We start from the raw sequence: 21847 nt of genomic DNA on the forward strand, positions 1-21847 counted from the left end.
TCGTGTTCACATAATTCTCATTATTGGAAGTTGTAATGTGGTCTCTTGTTTTAAACGGTTAACTAACTTTAAATTTTTTCCATTTTGACGACATGCTCAACGCCGCGAAAAAATAAGTTTATTTTCTGTTCCTGAAAGTAACCTTTTTATATTTTCTCTATGCTTGAAAATAACTATAAACGTCATTAGGAAAGCAAATATATAAAAATATATGGTATTCTCGAAAACTGGAACAAATGAGATGGCTGCAAAAAGCATTGTAGCGCATATTGTGCCTAAAGAAACATAACGGGTAAAAACTACTATCATCACAAAAAAACAAATGCATAAAATGGCCATAACCCAGTTGATCATAAACATCACAGCTACTCCCGTAAGTGCTCCTTTGCCCCCTTTAAAACCAAAATATATCGGCCAGTTATGCCCTATAATCACTCCTGCGCCTGCCGCTAAAAGGCTTACGCAATCTTTAGCCTCTCCTGAATAAAAGTAAACGCTAAGGAACAATCCTATAAAACAAGCAATTATTCCTTTTAATATATCTCCAGCAAGAACAAATACTGCAGCAGATTTACCAAGTACCCTCAGGGTATTGGTAAGCCCGGCGCTTTTGCTTCCATGGTTTCTTATGTCCTTTCCGTATATTTTCCCTACAATCACCGCTGTATTAAGGCTGCCTAAAAAGTAGCCCAAAGCTAAGGCCGAAAAAATTTTAAAAATATCAATCATCACTCTTCTCCCTTTAAATTATTCTAATTTTCTTTTATTTCATTTTATCAGAATGTAGCATGTAGAAAACTATGAATATCCTATACATGATCGGTTAACATAACGTCTCATTATCAGCAGTAATCAAATCCCAGAAATCCATTCATACCAAGAGTTTACCAGCCTTCTGTTCCCTCCACTGTATGCAGGATTTCATACAGCCCTGTCACAACAGCATTTGGCAGTTCAAACCGTTCTCGCAGCCTGCATGAAATCCTGCATATCTTTAGCGTATATTTTCGTTAAAATGTTGGTGGTACGTCATATAGTGACCCCTAATAAAACTGTATTTTCTATTTATATTCAAAAAACACGATACCCTCAAGCGCATTTTGGGGCATGTAATTTTAATTTTATGTATAAAGGTCTTTGAAAATCGAAAATTCAGCGCATATAAAAACAGCAACATTAAGTGTTGCTGTTTTTGGGGATTTATAATTTACCAAGTATCAGCATGGCTATATTGAGTAATTTGAGTTGCTTGTTCTGATTGTGAAGGAAATGTTAATCCGAAAGATAAAATTGCAAAAAGAGATAGCCCCATTATAATTCCTGTAAGTCTTTTCATTATTTTAATGCTCCTTTTTCAAAAGTTTTTTCTTTAGCTTGGTGACTAAGATAAAAGTATTCACTTGCTTTATAATGATTATCTTCCTCATAAAACTTAATTGCTAATTTTTCAGTGTATTCTTGGGTATAGTTGAATAACTTTTCTTTATCAAAATACGGAATCACTTTAAGAATGGTTTCCTCAAGAATTTCAGCTGTTACACCTTTATTCATTCGTTCTAAAATTGAAAAATGATATTGATACTCTTGGTTTTCTATTTGTCTACAAATAGTTATTCCTCTTTCAATTAGTTCTTCAGCAATGTTTAATTCTCCTAGCTTAAAGTGTTCTCTTGCTTCGAGAAAAATAGCTTTAAAGTGATTAGGAATCTTATGAGTAACTTCGGATAAATGGCGGATAGCCAATGTAGATAAATTTTGACTGGCATATAAAAATCCTAAATTACTACGTACTCTTAAAACCAATATATCTTCATTTTGTTTGCGTAAGATATTTATTGCTGAATTAAAGTTTTCTTCTGCTTGTGGGAACTGTTTTATATCAACACACGCTGCACCAAAAATGTTATCACAAGCTGCTGTATTATTTTCATAACCAGCCTGTTTAGAAAAGATTTCTCTAGCTTTCATTACATGTTTAATTGCTTCTAATGGTTGATAAGTATGAAGATAAAAATTAGCGATACGATAATTAAATTCAGCCTTCTCAAGCTCATCTAGTACATGTTTTAGTAAAGCTTCAGCTTTTTCATAATAATCTCTAGCTTCATTATTATTTGTTAGAATTGTTGCGTGAATAGCTTTAAAGAAATGATAATAATAGGATAGGAAGTCATCTGTTTGGTTATATAATGAGTCAATTCGTTCAAAGCTTGCTGGAGTAATACTCATACTATCAACTAATACTTTGAAGCGGAAATCAAGAAGAGAGTAATAAAATAATAAATTTGTATCTTCTTTAAGATCCCTCATCATTTCGTCAATTTCTATTTTTAATTGTTGTGCTTTTTGGGTATGTTGAGCACGAATTTCTTGATACCAGGTATTTAATAAGTTTGTAAGCTTCTCGTTTCCAATAAGCTTGATATTCATAATATCCCCCCACTTCTTCTTTTGTATATTCATATTACCAGAGAAACAATGTAATAAGATGGTAATCTAATTTTATAAAAAATCGTCTGAATATTCAATATTTAGAGAGGCGTATATTAATTCTTGGGATACCACCCCATGTCCATCAAACTAATATTTTGAAGTATCCCCATTACTATCAACCTAAGAGGAATTTATATCCATAATTCATAGAAAGCGTTATTCTTTTTGTAGAATTATACAGAAAGGATGGTGTTTTTTTCATTTTAGGGGGAATTTTGTTTTGTTAACTTGATAGCGATGGGGCGGGACCACGATATAATTTTTTAATCACATTTCGTTATTACAGTAAACATTCCTGTCATACTAGGTGAGTAATCCTTAAAATCATATTTTTCATAAAATTTTTCTTTTCCCTCTGATGCAAATAATCCTACAAACGCTTTATTTGGTGCGTTTTCTTTTAGATACTCTACTAACGCATTCATAATTTTTTTGCCAATACCCATTCCTTGATAATCTGGATGAACTACCACATCTTGAATGTAAAAGTAAATAGCTCCATCCCCAACAATTCTTCCCATTCCTATGGCCTTACTCTCATCCTTAACTGTAACGGCAAAAACAGAATTTTTTAATGATATTTCGGCAACATCAAAGTTCATATAATCTTCCCAACCCACAACTGAACATAAATATTTATATTCTTCTAATGTTGGTGCAAAATTTGAGATTGTATATTGTCTTTCCATAAATCCTCCCCCTATCTCTCTATAATTTCAAGTTAGCATTTTTGCACTTCTTTTTCTTCCGAATGTTCAGATTTAAGTATATATCATATTCATGTAAAAGTTAACATAATCCCTCATTGAAGTAGAAGGAACATCTATGCTAGGAAACGTAAAAAAATTTTAAAAAAGGATGAGCTTATAGGGGGATCACCCCATATACACCTTGCTCGTCATTTACATATCGTGGTATAATTTCAATAAGTTGACAGCTATTCATCTATGTTCCACGCTAACGGGTTGGGAATGACAATTTATTCCCCTGCTGACGACTGACGAAGTCGAAAAGTTTTTTTGGGTTGGGGTGATCTTATGAAAAAGATAATTGGATTAAGTTTTATTCTATTTGCTGGTATCACATTATCCGGATGTTCAGGTATAATAGAAAATTCTTTAGATTCAAGTGATAGAGGTGCTTATGAAGTTTCTACTAAACAAGAAACTGGAAACGGAAGTATTGAATTATTAACACCAACAATTACAACAAAAGATAATCAATTAGAATTTATGACTGAGGGAATTGATGAAAATAAAGTGACCTTTATTTTTGTTGCCAATAAAAAAGTATTTGAACAAAAAATAAAAAATGATGAATCCTACAAACTTAACATTAAAGGTATCAAAGATGCTCATAGGACGGACTACAAACCAAAAGTTCAACTTTTGCAAACTAAAGATGATACCGAAAATGGAGACATAGTAACCTTTAAACAAGTTAGATATACAGTTGAAAAAGATTAGTTTTATAATTATTTAAATTCAATTTGATGAACAAAAATACCAATTCATTTGCGAATTGGTGTTTTTTACTTTATGAAAATAAACCCACATACTATATTACAAAAATTAATAGAGTACTAATCGAGACTTATTTGCTTAGTACTAGAGTCAAAGTTTACTCACGATTTCAACTATTGCTCGTGTCAGGCAATAGCCATCGATGGCGGGTTAGAATATTCAAGGATAACGGGAGAACTTGATGATTTTGCCGCTCTTACAGAATGGGAAGAAAATGTCCAGTAAAAGAGGTAGCTGCTTGGGTATGTCAACGGTACCGGACCGAACCCGAAAGGGAGCGGGAGAATACGGAGTTGACATACTTACTATGCAACCCTCTTAGCACTGAACAGTTCACTTCAAAATTTCAATATAAATTTGTTATTTTAACTATTAGGACGAACTCAGAAACATTGATATACAAGACTCCTTGCCTCATATCCTACTTATTTCCCAACAATATAATTCGAATCTACCTTAGATGCTACACGCATTTCATATTCCATTCATGATTAACGTAATTTTACGAAAGCACAAGCACGATTGTAGCTTTGCACAATGCATAAAACAAAAGAATTCCACAACCATACAATAACGTTAATAACAATACTAGTTAGACTCCCGATTACGGCACTTCCTATAATATCAGATGGATAATGCTGTCCGCTCCAAATACGTGAGAATCCTGTTAAAAATGCTAACAACCACATAAAGCACCCAAGAAAACGTTTATAAAAAAGGATAGAGGTTGCAACAGCAAATGAGAGCATCGTATGTTTGCTCGGAAATGAAGAATTCATTCTTGATGGAATTGGAGGCAATATATGCGCATTATGATTCAAAAAAGGACGAGCTCTAAAATAGAATTGTTTTATAAAAAAATTAATAAGTAACGTTATACCTGCAGAGAATGTTGCCTGTATCGTAATTTTTTTATAAAACTTGTTACGAAACCACATTAGGATTAATAAAAGAGTATACACATAGCGCGCTTTTTGAGAAATCATTACCATAATAGTATCGACAGATGGATAACGACCAACCAACCGATTAATAGCTCTAAATATTTTATAGTCCATAAGAGTATCTCCTTCCATGTCATTTCAAATATTATTCTTAGTATCTCTATCTAAAAAGGAACTATGTATTATGTCCCACATCAGAAACATACTATATTAAATGTTATCCAAGAGAAAAAAGAGCTAACAGTCAAAATTCCGTTAAAACGAAACTTTGCATTAGCTCTGCCAATAATTCATAGATAGATAAAAACTTAAAGGTTAGGAATACAATATTATTGATACAAACGTTTATAAAAAGGAGAAGGTGCGTCACCCTCTCCTTTCTTCCTTATATTAATGCACCGTCATACCCAAGTTTATAACCATTAATAACGGTATTCACTGCCATTGAACCATCTTTGTAAAGATAATACCACTTGCCTCCTACTGACACCCAGCCTGTTTCCATCGCTCCGCTGCTATTTAAGTAGTACCACTTACCTCCTACTGATACCCAGCCTGTTTCCATCGTTCCCCTGCTATTTAAGTAGTACCACTTGCCTCCTACTGACACCCAGCCTGTTTCCATCGCTCCGCTGTTATTTAAGTAGTACCACTTGCCTCCTACTGATACCCAGCCTGTTTCCATCGCTCCGCTGTTATTTAAGTAGTACCACTTGCCTCCTACTGATACCCAGCCTGTTTGCATTACTCCGCTGTCATTTAGGTAATACCATTTGTTTCCTGTTGATACCCAACCTGTTTTCTTTACTCCGTTATTATCGTAGTAATTCCATGCATTTTGGTCATAAACCCAACCAGATGCTCCTTTTACGATTTGAATTTCTTCTACTGTTTTATTACCACCAACATCAACAAGTTCAATCTTAAATGTATTTACGTTATCTTTTAGTGGTACTTCAATATTTTCGACAGTATGCTTAAATGCCCTCATTTCATACGGCTCAACAAATGCATGTGCGTACTCTTCGCTGCCATTTACATATAAACGCGCTTCATCAAAATTGTCTTCGATTGCGACACTAATTTTCGCTGATTCTTCATTTTTACCGACATACTTAGGCGCACGTGTAACAGAAAGTTTTGGCGCTTTCGTATCGACGATAAATTGACGTTGAATAGAGAATTTATTTCCAGAACCATCTCTTGCAGACACATCTGCAGCATGTATACCATCTTCAAATGGTAAAGTTGTTTTAAATGAATATAAGTTTCCTTTTTCGTCTGGTTTTAATTGAACAGATTTTCCGTCAATTTTAAATTCAACAATACCGGATTCATCAGATACGTTTCCTTCAAAGACAACGTCCTTTGTATTCCACGCCTTCAATGTTTCTGGAGATTTCAAATCAATCACCGGCAGATTTGCTTCTTTTTTGTCATTTACAAATGATACAGTCACATTATTTGCATAATCAAACGCAATAACTGCTACATGCAATCCTGCTGGCACATCTTCTGGCAAAGTAAACTTCGTTGTATCTGGAGCTAACATTTCTGGGAATACTTTCGCAATGTTTCCATCTTTATCAACGTAAGCAACGCGTAAATAGTTCACACCCGCCCCACTGTCTTGCGCTCCAATTATTACATCTCCGTTGTCAATAAACGATGTTACCACCGGTGCTTTCGTATCAACAATTACTGGATATTTTACCGTTTGTTCTTTTCCATTTAATGTTCCTTTTAACTGAATGTAGTACGTGCCATCTGGGGCTACTTTGTTGTTTATCTTGCCATCCCATGTATAATTATCTGAGATATAAAATTGTCTTTCAGGGCGACTGCCATCATAATTCTTTGTTAACAACTCATCTGTACGAATTTTTCTAAGCACTTTTCCTTTTTCATCTACAACAGCAACTTCTAATTTCTCTGCGTTGCGTAGTAAAGAAAACGCTGGCGTTACACGATCATTTAGTTCATCTCCATTTGGAGAAATTGCAATTTTATCTTTATGAAACTGCTTTGTAATTTCATCTTTCCCTAAGTACTCGCCCTTTTCATTTACTAACCCTGTGCGTCCATAGTATGACTTCTCATCGTATACACCGTTATCAAAAATTGGTGCTTTACTCCAATCTCCCTTAAACCCAACAAATGGAACGTGTAACGTTGGCTGCTCATCTTTGTTGGCTGCTTCTAATTTAATGAATCCATCAACAAAGTATCCGTTTGGGAATACAGTTTCTGGTGATACTTGTGACGATAATGAAGAATCAAGAACTGTCACTTTCGATAAATCAATTGTTACATCAAAAGATTTCGTTTTCCCAGCCTCTACTTCAATTGCGGCTGGAGCATTTACTTTCGCACCTTTTAATTCTTGTGACTCAAGCGCCATATGATCGGTGCCGTCTTTTTCTTTTACAACTAAATCTGTTTGTACATTCCCGCTCACTTTATACGTTAACGGTTTATCACTAAAGTTTTGAACAGCTAACGTGAATGTTGCTGTATTACCTTTAATCTCTTTTAATGCAACTTTTGCCTCACCAGTCTTTTTGTTATATACCATAGCTGGCGTTGCCACAGCTGCATGGAGTTGCATAAGTCCAGCACCTTCACGACGCGGAGATACATAATTCTCCAAACCTAATTGTGTATTATAGTCACCTTTCTCCAAAACTGGCTTTGAAGTATTCATTAATAAATTTTTCGTACGTAATACTTTCTCCGCGCCTGATAATTTAAATTCCTTCTCTACACGCTCAAGTACAAGTGCCGATCCCCCAGCTACGTGCGGTGCTGCCATAGATGTACCGTTCATTAAACCGTATTGGTTGTTATTTAGTGTAGAATAAATCTTTCCTCCTGGTGCTGTAATTTCTGGTTTAAAATCTAAATTTGGTGTTACCCCCCATGATGTGAAGTCAGACATTGTGCCAGCATCTTTATTTACAATCTCTAGACGAGATCCATCAAATGTAACTGATGCCTTTTTACCTGCTGTTAACAATTCTTTTAATGTATTTCCATCTTTAATACTTACAGAAGCAAGCGGAATTTTCGGTGCATCTAGTGCCATAGACACGTAGTCACCGTGAGCAACACGCGGGCGCACGATAATACCAGCAGCTCCTTTTTCTTCTGCTTTCTTTTGGATTTCCGTATAATTTGGATTCGCAGCATCACGAATCGCTACAACAATTTTTCCTTTTACATCTTTTCCTTCGTAATCTTTCTCAGCTCCATCACCAACATATACAAGCTCTACTTCTTTATCTTTCAATGTGTCTAAGAAATTAGGACCTGACTGCGCTTTCCAACCTAGTTTAATAGTTTTGTCTCCGTCTACTTTCACTTGCATAGCATCTAATTGAATATGAGAATTTTCTACAGAAGCTACTTGCAGAGAATCATGGGCAATGCCTGGAGAACCAACTGTGCCGTAATCAGGATTAGAAGCAAACGGTGTATCCTTTCCTGAACCTGCAAACGCAGAGTTTCCAGCTGAAATGGACATAACAATTCCATTATCAACCGCATTTTGAATAGCTTTTGATTCAGGATTACTATCATTAACAAATCCAGCAGATGAACCTAAACTCATATTCACAACATCTGCACCTAACTTAATCGCATCATCAATAGCTTTAATGTAAATATCTCCAAATGTAGACTCATAGTTTGGATCGTTACTAAATACTTTTAAAGCTAAAACCTGTGCTTCTGGTGCAACACCTTTAATACCGCCCGCCTTTTCATCACCATTTGCCGCAACGGTTCCTGTTACGTGTTGACCATGCATGCTTGCGCCAGGCCCTATATCACGCACTTCTTCATTGTTATCAAAATAATTATATCCGTAAGGAACTTTATCTGTATAATACTTTCCTTTCATATCGTTTTGATCAACTGTTTTTGCTACCTTTTCTTTCGTCAAGCGTTCTTTGGAAGGATCTGATATTTTCATATCTTTATGCGTATAATCAATTCCTGTGTCAATTACAGCTACAACCATACCTTGTCCTTTATAACCATAATCTCCCCATGTTTGCTGTGATTGTACCATCTCATTACTTGTGATCATATCTGGTTTCACTTCTGGACGTTTATATTCATTTACAATATGTACACTTTCTACTTCTGGAAGAGCTTGTATTTTTTGAATCTCCTCCGCTTTTATACTTCCGCTGAAACCATTATATACAGTATCAAAACTTTCCTTATAGGACATTTGAATGCCCTCTTTTTTAATCTTTTTCTTTACACTGCTTTGCTGACTTTGTACCTGATTTTGAATTTGTTCTTTTTTACTTTTAGAAGTTTTTGCATAGTCCATCCCTTTTTCTTGTGCATATTCAAGAACAGACTTCTCTTTTAATTTCACAATAACTCGCACTTCTTCTTTCTTGTTAAACTGTACATCAGGTGACGAAGTATTAGCTAGCTGTTGTTTTATCTCTTTTGCTACATTCGCTATTTGTGCTGCTTGTCCCGTTTGATTTGTTTCCGCGAATGCCGTTGTTGAAAACAACAAAGGTACTGTAGTAAGCACAGCTACAACCGCTTTATTTTTCTTTTTTTGTCCCATAACGTCTTTACCCCCACAAAACGAAATAAATGGTTTCCACAATATAAATTTTATATCCCTAACTGAAAAACCAATTATTTAGAATATACGTTATTTTCTAACAATTGTAAATATATTTCGACAATTTAAATAAAAAAATATCATTTTTCAACATAAAACATAACCCTTCACAAATAAAAAACAGAAAAGCCAACTGATTGTTAGCTTTTCTGTTTTATTTATACATTAGTATGATGTCTCATCCATGGGGCAATTTCACTTTTCGCAAGCAGCAAATGCCGTTTGGCGCGCTAATAAAAAACTCATAATGACCTGCGCTGCCACGCGGCTTGTCATATCGCGAAAATCAAGTGTTGGATCGATTTCCACAATATCCATACCTGCCACAAGAGGTTCTTGCCCAAGTACTGTCATTGCATCAAGTAGCGTAGTACTATCCATACCACCCGGCCCAATTGCTGGACACCCTGGTGCAAAAGCTTGATCTAATACGTCCATATCAACAGAAATATAAATAGATGTAACACCTTGATGGCGTAGTAATTCAATACTTTCTGTAATAATGTCCTTTATATGACGCTCTCTAACATGTTGCATCGTATATACCGTTACTCCATGTTCTTTTGCATATTCATGGTAGGTACGGGCATTAGAAAAGTTTCGAATCCCTATTTGCACCAGTTGCTTCCCTGTAATCACATCATTCTCTAGTAAACTACGAAATGGTGTACCGTTTGACGGTCCGCCATCTTCTAAATTTCGTAAATCATGATGGGCATCAAATTGAATAATCCCAACTTTGCCTTTGCTTTTTGCAAAACCACTTATACTTGGAAAGCTAATAGAATGGTCTCCCCCAAGAACAACTGGTACCATCTGTGGATTCAACTTTGTAAGACTCTCTAACGTCTTCGCAATGCGAGCATGACTTTCTTTTATATCCGTGACATGCATCGTAATATCACCGCAGTCATACAGAACACTATCTTTCATATCATGCTCTTCTGTAATTGCATACGTACTATAAGCATCTAACATCGCTCGAATCGTATTCGGTGCAAAGCATGCTCCTGAATGACTAATGGATGGTTTTGAAAGCGGAGCACCAATTAATGCTGCTCCGAAAATTTCTTCACTTTCATCCCAGCCCTTAATCATATCGCTCCATTTCGTTACTTCACGATCAATAAACTTTGCATTCTTCTTTAAATAGTGGCCTTGCTCCACGCCTTGTCACCTCTTGTATATGCAATATTCCCTTGCTTCCATACTGTATTTACATGACTAACGCCGTAATGGTACGGTACATACGCATAATTGTATGCATCCCATAATACGATGTCCGCCTTACGCCCAACACGGATTTTTCCAGCTACATCACCGCGATTAATTGCATACGCTGAGTTTACTGTTACAGCATTCCATACTTCTTCTGGTGTCATTTTTAACTTTAACATCGCAATACTCATGATGAGTTGAATGTTTTCTGTCGGAGAGCTACCAGGGTTGAAATCAGTCGCTAAAGCTACTGCTACACCATCATCAATCATTTTACGGCCTCTAGCAAAGCTTTCTTTATTCAAGTAGAATGTTGTACCTGGCAGTAGCACAGCAACCGTATTTGAATTTGCTAACATCTCAATCCCTTTATCAGATGCTCCGACTAAATGGTCAGCTGATGCTGCACCAATCTCAGCAGCCGCTTCCGCACCGCCAAGCGGATCGATTTCGTCTGCATGCATTTTCACATCAAAACCAAGTTCTTTCGCCTTGAGTAAAAATTCTTTTGATTCTTCAACAGAGAATACTCCTGTTTCACAGAAAATATCAACAAACTCTGCTAATTGCTTTTCCTTAATTTCTGGTAACAAGTCAAACATCCACTGTAAAAATTCTTTCGATTTCCCCTTATATTCTTTCGGCACTGCATGAGCCCCTAAGAACGTTGACACAACATCAATTGGATGCTCCTTCTGAACTTGTGCTGCCGCCTCTAATTGTTTCCACTCTGTTACATCATCTAATCCATAACCGCTCTTCGCTTCCATTGTTGTTACACCAAAAGACAACATGCGGTCTAGGTGGAATTTTGCCTTTTCAACAAGTTCTTCTTTTGTTGCTTGTTTTGTAGCATTTACAGTAGAAAGAATTCCGCCGCCTTTTTCTAAAATCTCTAAATATGGTACACCTTGTAATTTAAGAGCAATTTCATTTTCACGAGAGCCGCCAAATACAAGGTGTGTATGTGGATCGACAAGACCCGGTGAAACCATTTTCCCTTCGCAATCCACAACTTCTTTTGCATGTAATCCCTTCGCTTCTTCCATTGTTCCTACGAATGTGATAACACCATTTTCAATACCTACCGCACCGTTTTCAATGACAGGAAGCGTATTCATCGCTTCCTGTCTTAGTAATCCATCTTCTTGATCCATTGTTAATAATTGACCGATATTCGTTAGTAAAATGTCTAGCATAGTTTCTCCCCCTTACTTCATCATCGGAATATTAACGCCTTTTTCTTTTGCTGTTTGCACCGCAAGATCATAACCAGCATCAACGTGACGAACAACACCCATTCCAGGGTCAGAAGTTAAGACGCGCTCAATTCGTTTTGCCGCTGCTTCCGTTCCATCCGCAACAATAACCATTCCCGCATGAAGAGAATATCCCATACCAACACCGCCGCCGTGGTGAACAGATACCCAGCTTGCGCCGTTTACACTGTTAATTAACGCATTTAAAATTGGCCAGTCAGCTACAGCATCACTGCCATCTTTCATTGCTTCTGTTTCACGGTTTGGCGAAGCAACAGATCCGCAGTCTAAATGATCACGACCGATAACGATTGGTGCAGATAATTCACCGTTCGCTACCATTTCATTAATAATACGGCCAAATTTCGCACGCTCTCCGTATCCTAACCAACAAATACGAGATGGAAGTCCTTGGAATTCAACTTGGTCACGAGCCATACGAATCCAATTACATAAATGCTCATTATCAGCAAATTCACGTAAAATGACTTCATCTGTTTTATAAATATCTTCTGGATCACCAGAAAGTGCTACCCAGCGGAATGGTCCTTTTCCTTCACAGAATAGCGGACGAATAAATGCTGGAACGAATCCTGGGAAATCGAATGCATTTTTTAAGCCTTCATCAAATGCAACCTGACGAATGTTGTTACCATAATCAAACGCAATTGCACCGTTCTTTTGCATATCAAGAATTGCTTCCACATGCTTTGTCATGCTTTCTTTTGATAATTGTACGTAGCGCTCTGGATCTTCTTGACGAAGCACAGCAGCTTCTTCTAATGAATAACCAACTGGAACATAACCATTTAACGGATCATGTGCAGATGTTTGGTCTGTTACTAAGTCTGGTGTAATGCCGCGTTTTACAAGGTCTGGTAAAATTTCAGCTGCATTACCTAATAATCCAATGGAAATAGGCTCTTTCTTTTCTTTATATTCCTTCGCAACAGCTAATGCTTCTTCAAGGGATTCTGTATACATATCACAGTATCTCTTTTCAATACGGCGATCGATGCTGCGTTTATCAACGTCAATTGCAATCACAACACCGCCGTTCATCGTAACAGCAAGCGGCTGTGCACCACCCATACCGCCAAGACCAGCAGTAATTGTTAATGTCCCTTTTAATGAACCGCCAAAATGTTGACGTGCTGCTTCACCAAATGTTTCATACGTTCCTTGTAAAATCCCTTGTGTACCAATGTAAATCCAGCTACCAGCTGTCATTTGGCCATACATCATTAAGCCTTTTTTCTCAAGATCACGGAAATGCTCCCATGTTGCCCATTTTGGTACTAAGTTTGAGTTTGCTAGAAGAACACGTGGTGCATCTTCATGAGATTTGAAAATTGCAACCGGTTTCCCAGATTGAACTAATAATGTTTCATCACTCTCTAAATTTTTAAGAGATTCTACAATTGCATGATAGCTATCCCAGTTACGAGCAGCACGGCCGATACCACCGTATACAACAAGCTCTTCCGGCTTTTCTGCTACTTCAGGATCAAGATTATTCATAAGCATGCGAAGTGCTGCTTCTTGTACCCAACCTTTTGCATTTAACTCAGTACCTCTTGGCGCGCGAATTGTTTGTTTTACATTTTCCATTGTAATCTCTCCCTTATTATAGTGTTGTATTTGCATTAATACGGTCCATCGTCCAATTTGTTGTTCTTAACCAATGAGCCGTGTTTTCAATATCTGTTGAAAAAATACGATCATTTTTAATAGATGGTACGATTTGGCGAACTTGGTGATAAAACGCTTTCGTTTGTGTGCTCATTTGTTCAATACCGCGGTACTCAGCTGCTTGCATCGCACAAATTGTTTCAATTGCTAGTACGCGGCGTACATTTTGAATAATTTGATGTGCATGACGCGACGCAATTGTTCCCATACTTACGTGATCTTCTTGATTTGCTGATGATGGAATAGAATCTACACTCGCTGGATGAGCTAACGTTTTATTTTCTGAAACAAGTGCTGCTGCAGCATATTGCATAATCATCGCACCAGATTGAAGTCCTGGTTCTGGACTTAAAAACGGTGGTAAATCGTTTAACTGCGGATTGACAAGTCTCTCAATACGACGTTCAGAAATATTTGCAAGCTCTGCCATTCCTACCTTTAGGAAATCCATTGCAAACGCAATTGGCTGTCCGTGGAAGTTACCACCAGAAATTACTTTTTGACCGCCGTCAAAAATAAGCGGATTGTCTGTTGCAGCGTTCATTTCAATTTCTAACTTTTCTTTCACATAATTCAACACTTGCCAAGATGCTCCGTGCACTTGCGGAATGCAGCGAAGTGAGTACGCGTCTTGTACACGAAGTTCCCCTTGTTTCGTAACAAGTTTGCTATCATGAAGCACATTACGAATACGACTTGCAACTTCTACTTGCTCTTTATATCCACGTGCAAGATGAACATCTTCATCAAATGCATCAATAATGCCTTGTAATCCTTCAATTGTCATCGAAGCAATTAATTCTGCTTGATAAGCAATTGCTTCAGCTTCTATATAAGCTACAATTCCTTGTGCAGTCATTGCTTGTGTTCCATTAATAAGCGCTAAACCTTCTTTTGCTTCTAATGTGATTGGTTCTAATCCTTCTTTTGTTAAAGCGATCATCGTATGAACACGCTCACCTTTATAGAAGACTTCCCCTTCTCCTAATAAAGCAAGAGCAAGATGAGAAAGCGGTGCTAAATCTCCGCTCGCTCCAAGTGAACCTTGCTGTGGAACAACGGGATGAATTTGACGATTCACAAGTTCAAGAAGCATATTTACAACAAGTGGTCTAACACCAGAGATACCCTTCAACATTGTATTTGCACGTAACACAAGCATAGCGCGTGATACTTCTTCAGAGAAAGGTTCCCCAACACCACATGCATGAGATTGGATTAAATTATGTTGAAGCGCTTTCACATCTTCTTTTTGAATTAGTACATCACTAAATTTTCCAAATCCTGTTGTAATGCCGTAAACAACTTTACCCTCTTCAACAATTTGCTCTACAGCTTGCCTACATTCTGTAACTTTTTGCATGCTATTTGGACAAGCAGTTACCTGCTCTCCTTCAAACAGTATTCGTTTCATTTCTTGTAATGTTAATGAATGTCCAGTTAACGTAATCATAATTTTCCTCCTTTTAAAAAAAGCAAAAGGGGACCTTATCTTTTTAAGACAGACTAATGTCCTAAAAAGTAAGGCCCCCTCTTAACTAATTAACTATGGGCAGTTTTTTATATGTGATTAATACCTAATCCAATCGCCTCATGCTCAGATCCTTTCACAGGCGCACCTATCGTACCATATAGCGCAACAGCAACCCATTCGCCTTCTTTTTCACCGTCGTATGGTGTGCCGCGCACAATCGCAAATCGAAGCCCTACTGTACGAAGAACGTCTGCTAACTGAATCTGTCCTCTCGTTACTCCGTACAACGCTTCCATAATTGCATGGTAAAGCGCGTGTGTTTCTCTGTAAACGTCTGTTTGAATAACATGGTTACTACGTGCAGCTGTTTCCATTGCAGCAACAACTTTTTGCGAATTCATTGAACCAACTTTGCCCGTACAATATTTCCAACCTTTCGGAAGAGATAAAATCGGACTCTCGTGTTCCTCCGCAAGTGCAAGTAACATCGCCATGCGACCAATTCGCTGTGTTCCATGAAGAAGCATGTGACTCTCTCTTTTCTTTTGAATTGTTTAAATATTTCTTAAGTTAAGAATATATGAAAACGTTTAAATCGTCAATGGTTTACTATAAGAATTTTAATAAAAAATATTTATCACACAATTTTTTACAAAAACAACCTACAATTGTGTACACAATTTATTTACAGCGAAATTTGACGCATGCTATATTCTCTCTAACGGCTTAGAGGAGGAAAAAAATGGTCAAAAGTAAAGATATTCATTTTAGAATATGTAACGACTTGTTAGAAAGATTTGATTCAGCTTTGGTATATGAGGGACTTAACAAAACAGAAGTGTTAACGCATGCCATTCGAAATTTTTGTGCGCAAGTGGAATCTCAAAAGATGAATGATGTAAAACGGCAATATACAGTGAATGACCATCTGCAAGTACGAATCGATACACATCTAAAATATGAAGAAAAACCAGTAGACTTAGATAAAATAGTAATCTCTCAATTGCAAGTAACAGCACAAGAAAAAATATTAGATATTGGCTGTGCATCTGGAAAATTTCTTATAACATTACAAAAACTTGGTCACCAAGGTCAGCTTACAGGGTTAGATCAATCCCCCACTATGATTCAAGAAGCAAAAAATAACAGTAGCAATAAAAGAACTATTGAATGGGTAATTGGAAATGCGACGAAACTCCCTTTTCCCTATAATTTTTACGATTGGGTTATTGCACGTCACATGTTGTATCATGTAACCGATGTCGAAAAGACTATTCGGGGGTTTAAAAATATTATCCGTCCAGATGGTGGTTTTCTAGCTACAACAAATTCCTATGTATCATTACCACGCATAGAAGAAATGTGTAATCGAATGTTACTCGCATTTGGGTTACCTGAAAAGTCACCTACGGCTAGTCCATTTTGTTTAGAAAACGGTAAAGAACTATTAAGTTCAATTTTTCCTATTGTTGAAGAGACTGTTATTCATAACTCTCTTCTTTTCCATGAATCTATACCTATAGTAAATTATATAGCAAGTATGTTTCCATCGCTAAACATACCAGATGATTTTAGCTTACATACAGAGATGAAAAAATGGTTACAAGTTGAAATAGAACAGGTTTTATCTCACCACAACGGCATATGGCGCGATCCTAAGGCTGTTGCGATTTATCGCTGTAGAAAATAATTAAAATAGTACTATACTAGCAAAGCTGTCTCTTCTAGAAAAAGACAGCTTTCTTTTATACCCCTCCATGCACTTCTAACCATTTTATAAAATAGTGCCCTATTTCCTCTACTAACTTTGTATCCACATTCAAATACGTAACTGGAAATCGTTCATACCAACTTTTCTCTATTTCTATTAATTTTATTTGTTCTTCAAATGTACTTCGTTGTCTTACATCATCAAATTCTTTTCTTTTTTGTAGTACTTCTTTTGAAGCAACTAAATAGAAAATAGCCTGTGAACGACATTTCCGTAGTTCTCTTTGGATTCCCTCAATCTTCTAAAGATTTATTAACAGCTTCAACAGCATGTATGAAAGCCGTATCAAATAATGGAACGCTAGAATCCTCTGGTTTTACTAATAACCCAATTTCTGTACAGCCTAATATAATCCCTTCGGCTCCGTTACAAACTAAACGTTTAATTACTTCTTTGTAGTAATCTCTTGATTTTTGACACACTTTTCCTAAGCATAATTCTTCATAAATCACTTTATTTACAATTTCCCGATCATTTTCATTTGGGACTATCACCTTTATACCATTTGACTCTAATCTAGATTTATAAAATTCTTGCTCCATTGTATATTTTGTCCCAAGTAAACCTACCTTGTTAATTCCTTGTTTTTTTACTTGATTAGCTGTAGCATCGGCAATATGTAAAATAGGAATATTGATTTTTTCTTTTATGTCCTCTATAACTTTGTGCATCGTATTTGTGCATATAATAATAAAATCAGCCCCACCTTTTTCTAATGAAAATGCAGCTTCCCCCAATACTTCACCTGCTTGTTTCCAGTTATCCTCTGATTGATAACGTTCAATTTCTTCAAAATCAACGCTATATAAAAGGCACTTTGCTGAATGTAATCCTCCTAATTTATTTTTTATTTCTTCGTTAATAACCCGATAATACTCTACAGTTGATTCCCAGCTCATTCCACCAATAAGCCCAATCGTTTTCATAATTTTCCTCCCTACAAAAAATCTTCTCCATTAATTATATGGAATTTTCAAAATTATAAGCAAGATACTTCTCTCCTTGTTTCCTTTTTCTATCTGTCTTATAATAAAAAACAGAGATTAAATTGAACGTATTTTTCCGCTATGTAAGCTTGAAAAACCAAGCTTACATTATTTTTTGCTTTTCCTTTTCTTTTAAAAGGAGTATACTATATAGGAACATATGTTCTTTTTACTACATACAGTAAGGAGCTTGAACAATGGTATACGACACAAAGGTACGATCATGGAACGAAACATTGAAACAATTACAAAAGCGTTATACTGGAGAAGCAGTTGAAAATCGCAAGCAGTTTGAAGACATTGAACTTATGACTTTCTTTCAAAACAACGAATACATTGCCCTTCCTACACATATTAGCGGCTTATCAACAGCACGCTTTACTTCTTATTCTATTTTCACTACCGAGGATAAAAATCGCAAAGTTGGCACGCTAATCATCGAATATTTCGAAGATGATACAGAAACATTCCGAATTGAACAATTATACTTTGTATAAGAAAGCTTGGCCAATAGGCCAAGCTTTCTTGCTTTCTATGAATCTCACTGCTTATAATAAAAAGAAAAGAATCGGTTTCTAATAACATAAAGGGGGGAATTATGTTGCTTGAAGGATGGTTCAGTTGGTTTATTGTCATATGGACAGTTATTTTATTAGGACTCATGTCCATTGGTGGATATTTTATGTTCCGAAAATTCTTAAAGCGATTACCGAAAGAAGATGGTATGTCTATTTTAGATTGGGAAGAGCATTATATCGATGAAACGAGACATTTATGGAAAGCTGAGCAAAAAGCTTTATTAGAAGAGCTTGTCAGCCCTGTTCCAGAACTATTTCGCGACGTCGCTCGCTCTAAAATAGCTGGTAAAATTGGTGCACTCGCTTTAGAAGAACAAGCATCACAAATAACAGAAGATTTAATCATCAAAGGATATATTTTAGCAACTCCAAAACGGGATCATAAATTTTTAATAAAAAAATTAAAAGAAAAGCAAATTGACTATTCACGTTATCAATCGTTACTAGCCAAATGAAAAACCTCAAGAATTCTTGAGGTTTTTACGTTAATTTTATATCTTTTTCATTATAAAAATCAGATTGTTTTTTCATTTCTTTTTGCAACTTCGTAAACGAACGATACATTGCAATGCGCCAAGATATAATCATAGCAAATGCAAGTAAGAAAAACATTCCACTTAATTGTCCTACATCAACCGTCTGACTTAAATACGATTTAAACGCAATGCGAACCACAAGTAGACCGATTAAAATAAAGACAAACGCTTTAGAACGTTTTAAATAAATCTCTTGCCCACGTATTTCAAATTTTGATGTTTTAATAAGAAAAACAGAAAAAATTAACCCTACAATAATTGCTTCTAATATTTCTTGTCCTGTTAGACGAAATTCAGGGAGAAGATACATAATTGCACCCGTACTCATAAAGATTGGTGGAAGTACAATTTTTTTCAAAGTAGCTGGTTTCTTTGCTGCTTTCAAACGAATAAACATGACTCCGACAGCCATACAAACCGCCATAATACTTGATAAAAGAGCTAAATTCATTCGTACTCACCCTTTATTTTGAAAATATCGAAAATATAGTCTCATTATATGCTCTACTTTTAGTATTTCCAACATTTCTATAAAAAAAACTAAAATCCTTTAAATCCACCAAATAAATTCGAAAAGAATATAGTGATTTTTGTAAGACCATTAAAATAAAGTAATACACCCATTGCAATCATAATATAACCGCCAATTTTAACGAACGATGCACTATGCTTTTTAATCCAAGTCATTTTTGTAATAAAGAACGACAAAATAAAGAATGGAATTGCAAAACCAAGTATGTAAGCAACCATATATAACATCGCTGATTGTGGGTTTGTTGCAGCAAGTGCAATAACTGATACTAAAATCGGGCCTGTACAAGGTGTCCATCCCGCAGCAAATGCGATTCCAATTAAAGTAGAACCAAAGTAACCACTCGGTCTACTTTTAAATGTAATTTTTTTATCTTGCATTAAGAATGTTGGTTTAAACACTCCTATTATAACAAGACCAAAAGCAACAATAAAAATAGCTCCTAATTGACGAATTAGATTTTGATAATCTACAAAAAATGTCCCTACAAAGCTTGTTCCAAAACCGATTGCAATAAAAATAATCGAAAACCCAATTAAGAAAAATGCTGTATGCAACATACTCCGTTTACGAAGCATGGCATTCTCCTCTTTTAAATCAGAAATAGACATCCCTGTTATGTACGATAAAAATGCTGGATAGAGCGGTAAACAACATGGAGAAATAAATGATAAAAAACCTGCTCCAAATGCTAAAAAGATATTAATGTCTTGCATGTTACGCCTCCTCTCTTCTTATTTATTGTAGCAAAATCCACAGCGAATACCATGAAAAATTCATGAACTTACTATTATCACTATGAATATCATGAAATTCTATTCGTAGTATTGATATTTGCTTTGTTTATATAAAGTGAAACTTCCATCAGTCGGGGGTCCTACTGCCCGCGAATAGCGAGATAAATCCATTTTGATTTTTCAACATATAAGTCGCTGCTATGCATTAAATGCTCTTGCCCATCTAAAAAGAAAGAGGTTTTTCTGTCGTTTTTTAATTTAGATTTATATATTTCACTTCATTTATTATTATAAAATATTTTTTTGTAATGAAAGTTATATTCATATTCCTCTTATATTCTCAAGCAATATATCCCTCTTTTTTCATCATTATGCATAAATATCATACTTTTATTATTATTCTATAAAATGTCACACTTTTCTTTCAGTTGACCCTACATTTTTAATTTTGTATACTTCCATCTAGCTATATTTGTTCGTTTTGGAACATAGTTACTAATAAAATAGATTGGAGGAATATAGGGTGCTTCGTTATTCATTACTCGTTTTATTAGGAGCATGCAGTTACGGTATTTTAGCAATCTTTGTTAAATTTGCGTACAGTGAAGGATTTACACTAGGAGAAGTAATCGGAAGTCAATATTTGTTCGGATGGCTCATTTTACTTGCGATTACATTATTAATCTCTAGGCATCGTGTACCATTAAAGCAAATGATTATTTTATTTATCGCAGGCACATCAGCCAGCTTAACAGGTATTTTTTATTACGGTTCATTACAAACTGTACCAGCTTCTATCGCTATTGTTTTACTATTCCAATTCGTTTGGATCGGGATTATCATTGAAGCAGTTGCAACAAAAACATTCCCTTCTAGAGAGAAAATGATTTCTGTACTTTTCTTACTAGCTGGAACGTTTCTTTCAAGCGGATTACTCGAACAATCAGCAGGAAGCTTTGATATGAAAGGTATCTTCTTCGGATTATTATCAGCAATTGCATTTGCTTTTTATATTTTCGTGAGCGGAAGAGTGGCAGTAGAAGTCCCATCATTACCTCGCGGCGTGTTGCTTATGGCAGGCGCATTAACATTAGTAATGATTGCTTTCCCACCAACGTTTATATACAATGGTGCACTTACAAATGGATTATGGAAATACGGATTAGCATTAGGGACATTTAGTATTGTGATTCCCACCATTACATTTACAATTGGAATTCCCAAAATTGGCTCTGGTGTAGCGACGATTTTAGGCGCTGCTGAACTACCAGTTACAACAATTATGTCCGTACTTCTTTTAAAAGAAGCTGTAATGGCCTCACAATGGCTTGGTGTTGCTCTTATTCTTGTTGGCATTATAATTCCACAAATTGCATATAAAATGCGCGGACGTTACACAAGACAGCATACACATAAAAAAGTGGCAGCATAAAATGAAAACCGGACTTTT

20 protein-coding genes are annotated in these 21847 nt (G+C 35.9%); 6 read left to right on the forward strand and 14 right to left on the reverse strand.

Annotation, left to right across the window (positions count from 1 at the left end; translation table 11 throughout):
* Positions 1–96 precede the first annotated feature (96 nt).
* The 4 genes from plsY to WAX78_RS15275 all read right to left on the reverse strand — a co-directional run bounded on the left by plsY (position 97) and on the right by WAX78_RS15275 (position 3182).
* A complete protein-coding gene (plsY, locus tag WAX78_RS15260) occupies positions 97–729 on the reverse strand; it encodes a glycerol-3-phosphate 1-O-acyltransferase PlsY (RefSeq protein WP_336481183.1) in 633 nt (210 codons plus the stop codon).
* A gap of 478 nt (positions 730–1207) precedes the next feature.
* Complete coding sequence (locus tag WAX78_RS15265) at positions 1208–1336, reverse strand: Phr family secreted Rap phosphatase inhibitor (protein ID WP_336481184.1); 129 nt, start codon at positions 1334–1336, stop codon at positions 1208–1210.
* Positions 1336–2430, reverse strand: coding sequence for a response regulator aspartate phosphatase (locus WAX78_RS15270; RefSeq protein ID WP_336481185.1), 1095 nt, complete (start codon positions 2428–2430; stop codon positions 1336–1338). The genes WAX78_RS15265 and WAX78_RS15270 overlap by 1 nt, the downstream gene beginning before the upstream one ends.
* A 326-nt stretch (positions 2431–2756) precedes the next feature.
* Positions 2757–3182 carry a GNAT family N-acetyltransferase gene (locus WAX78_RS15275; RefSeq protein WP_336481186.1) on the reverse strand — a complete coding sequence of 142 codons (426 nt, stop codon included), beginning with the start codon at positions 3180–3182 and terminating at the stop codon, positions 2757–2759.
* A gap of 348 nt (positions 3183–3530) precedes the next feature.
* On the opposite strand from WAX78_RS15275, the gene WAX78_RS15280 reads away from it, so the two are divergent.
* Together WAX78_RS15280 and WAX78_RS25310 are read left to right on the forward strand one after the other, a co-directional pair.
* Positions 3531–3959, forward strand: a complete 429-nt coding sequence (locus WAX78_RS15280; protein WP_336481187.1) for a hypothetical protein — start codon at positions 3531–3533, stop codon at positions 3957–3959.
* A 129-nt stretch (positions 3960–4088) separates the two neighbouring features.
* On the forward strand, positions 4089–4241 hold the full coding sequence (locus WAX78_RS25310; RefSeq protein WP_461781922.1) for a DUF7695 domain-containing protein: 153 nt from the start codon (positions 4089–4091) through the stop codon (positions 4239–4241).
* Positions 4242–4507: 266 nt separating this feature from the next.
* On the opposite strand, the gene WAX78_RS15285 is transcribed toward WAX78_RS25310, so the two are convergent.
* From WAX78_RS15285 to hutP, 7 genes are all read right to left on the reverse strand, one after another.
* Positions 4508–5074 carry an undecaprenyl-diphosphatase gene (locus WAX78_RS15285; protein ID WP_336481188.1) on the reverse strand — a complete coding sequence of 189 codons (567 nt, stop codon included), beginning with the start codon at positions 5072–5074 and terminating at the stop codon, positions 4508–4510.
* Between the two features lie 271 nt (positions 5075–5345).
* Entirely contained in the window at positions 5346–9554 is a 4209-nt protein-coding gene (locus WAX78_RS15290) for a S8 family serine peptidase (protein WP_336481189.1), read from the reverse strand.
* Positions 9555–9809: 255 nt separating this feature from the next.
* On the reverse strand, positions 9810–10781 hold the full coding sequence (gene hutG / locus WAX78_RS15295; protein ID WP_336481190.1) for a formimidoylglutamase: 972 nt from the start codon (positions 10779–10781) through the stop codon (positions 9810–9812).
* The gene (gene hutI, locus WAX78_RS15300) at positions 10760–12031 is read right to left on the reverse strand and encodes an imidazolonepropionase (protein WP_336481191.1); all 1272 of its coding nucleotides are present in this window, start codon (positions 12029–12031) and stop codon (positions 10760–10762) included. The genes hutG and hutI overlap by 22 nt, the downstream gene beginning before the upstream one ends.
* Before the next feature lie 12 nt (positions 12032–12043).
* The gene (gene hutU / locus WAX78_RS15305; RefSeq protein WP_336481192.1) at positions 12044–13702 is read right to left on the reverse strand and encodes a urocanate hydratase; all 1659 of its coding nucleotides are present in this window, start codon (positions 13700–13702) and stop codon (positions 12044–12046) included.
* Between the two features lie 16 nt (positions 13703–13718).
* Positions 13719–15236 carry a histidine ammonia-lyase gene (hutH, locus tag WAX78_RS15310; RefSeq protein ID WP_336481193.1) on the reverse strand — a complete coding sequence of 506 codons (1518 nt, stop codon included), beginning with the start codon at positions 15234–15236 and terminating at the stop codon, positions 13719–13721.
* Between the two features lie 107 nt (positions 15237–15343).
* Positions 15344–15784, reverse strand: coding sequence for a hut operon transcriptional regulator HutP (gene hutP / locus WAX78_RS15315; RefSeq protein WP_336481194.1), 441 nt, complete (start codon positions 15782–15784; stop codon positions 15344–15346).
* Positions 15785–15999: 215 nt separating this feature from the next.
* Between hutP and WAX78_RS15320 the strand changes: the two genes are divergently transcribed.
* Positions 16000–16947 carry a class I SAM-dependent methyltransferase gene (locus WAX78_RS15320; protein WP_336481195.1) on the forward strand — a complete coding sequence of 316 codons (948 nt, stop codon included), beginning with the start codon at positions 16000–16002 and terminating at the stop codon, positions 16945–16947.
* Positions 16948–17261: 314 nt separating this feature from the next.
* Here WAX78_RS15320 and WAX78_RS15325 read toward each other — a convergent pair whose 3' ends face one another.
* The gene (locus tag WAX78_RS15325; protein WP_336481196.1) at positions 17262–17954 is read right to left on the reverse strand and encodes an aspartate/glutamate racemase family protein; all 693 of its coding nucleotides are present in this window, start codon (positions 17952–17954) and stop codon (positions 17262–17264) included.
* Between the two features lie 257 nt (positions 17955–18211).
* Between WAX78_RS15325 and WAX78_RS15330 the strand changes: the two genes are divergently transcribed.
* Both WAX78_RS15330 and WAX78_RS15335 read left to right on the forward strand, forming a co-directional pair.
* Positions 18212–18511, forward strand: a complete 300-nt coding sequence (locus tag WAX78_RS15330) for a hypothetical protein (protein ID WP_336481197.1) — start codon at positions 18212–18214, stop codon at positions 18509–18511.
* Between the two features lie 104 nt (positions 18512–18615).
* A complete protein-coding gene (locus tag WAX78_RS15335; protein WP_336481374.1) occupies positions 18616–19047 on the forward strand; it encodes a DUF2621 domain-containing protein in 432 nt (143 codons plus the stop codon).
* 25 nt (positions 19048–19072) lie between these two features.
* On the opposite strand, the gene WAX78_RS15340 is transcribed toward WAX78_RS15335, so the two are convergent.
* Together WAX78_RS15340 and WAX78_RS15345 are read right to left on the reverse strand one after the other, a co-directional pair.
* Complete coding sequence (locus WAX78_RS15340) at positions 19073–19579, reverse strand: CcdC family protein (protein WP_336481198.1); 507 nt, start codon at positions 19577–19579, stop codon at positions 19073–19075.
* A gap of 89 nt (positions 19580–19668) precedes the next feature.
* Positions 19669–20376: a cytochrome c biogenesis CcdA family protein gene (locus WAX78_RS15345; RefSeq protein WP_336481199.1), complete on the reverse strand. Its 708-nt coding sequence runs from the start codon at positions 20374–20376 to the stop codon at positions 19669–19671.
* 544 nt (positions 20377–20920) lie between these two features.
* Here WAX78_RS15345 and WAX78_RS15350 point away from each other — a divergent pair.
* A complete protein-coding gene (locus WAX78_RS15350) occupies positions 20921–21829 on the forward strand; it encodes an EamA family transporter (RefSeq protein WP_336481200.1) in 909 nt (302 codons plus the stop codon).
* Positions 21830–21847 lie beyond the last annotated feature (18 nt).

The sequence above is a fragment of the Bacillus yunxiaonensis genome (assembly GCF_037104695.1).
GTDB lineage: Bacteria > Bacillota > Bacilli > Bacillales > Bacillaceae_G > Bacillus_A > Bacillus_A yunxiaonensis.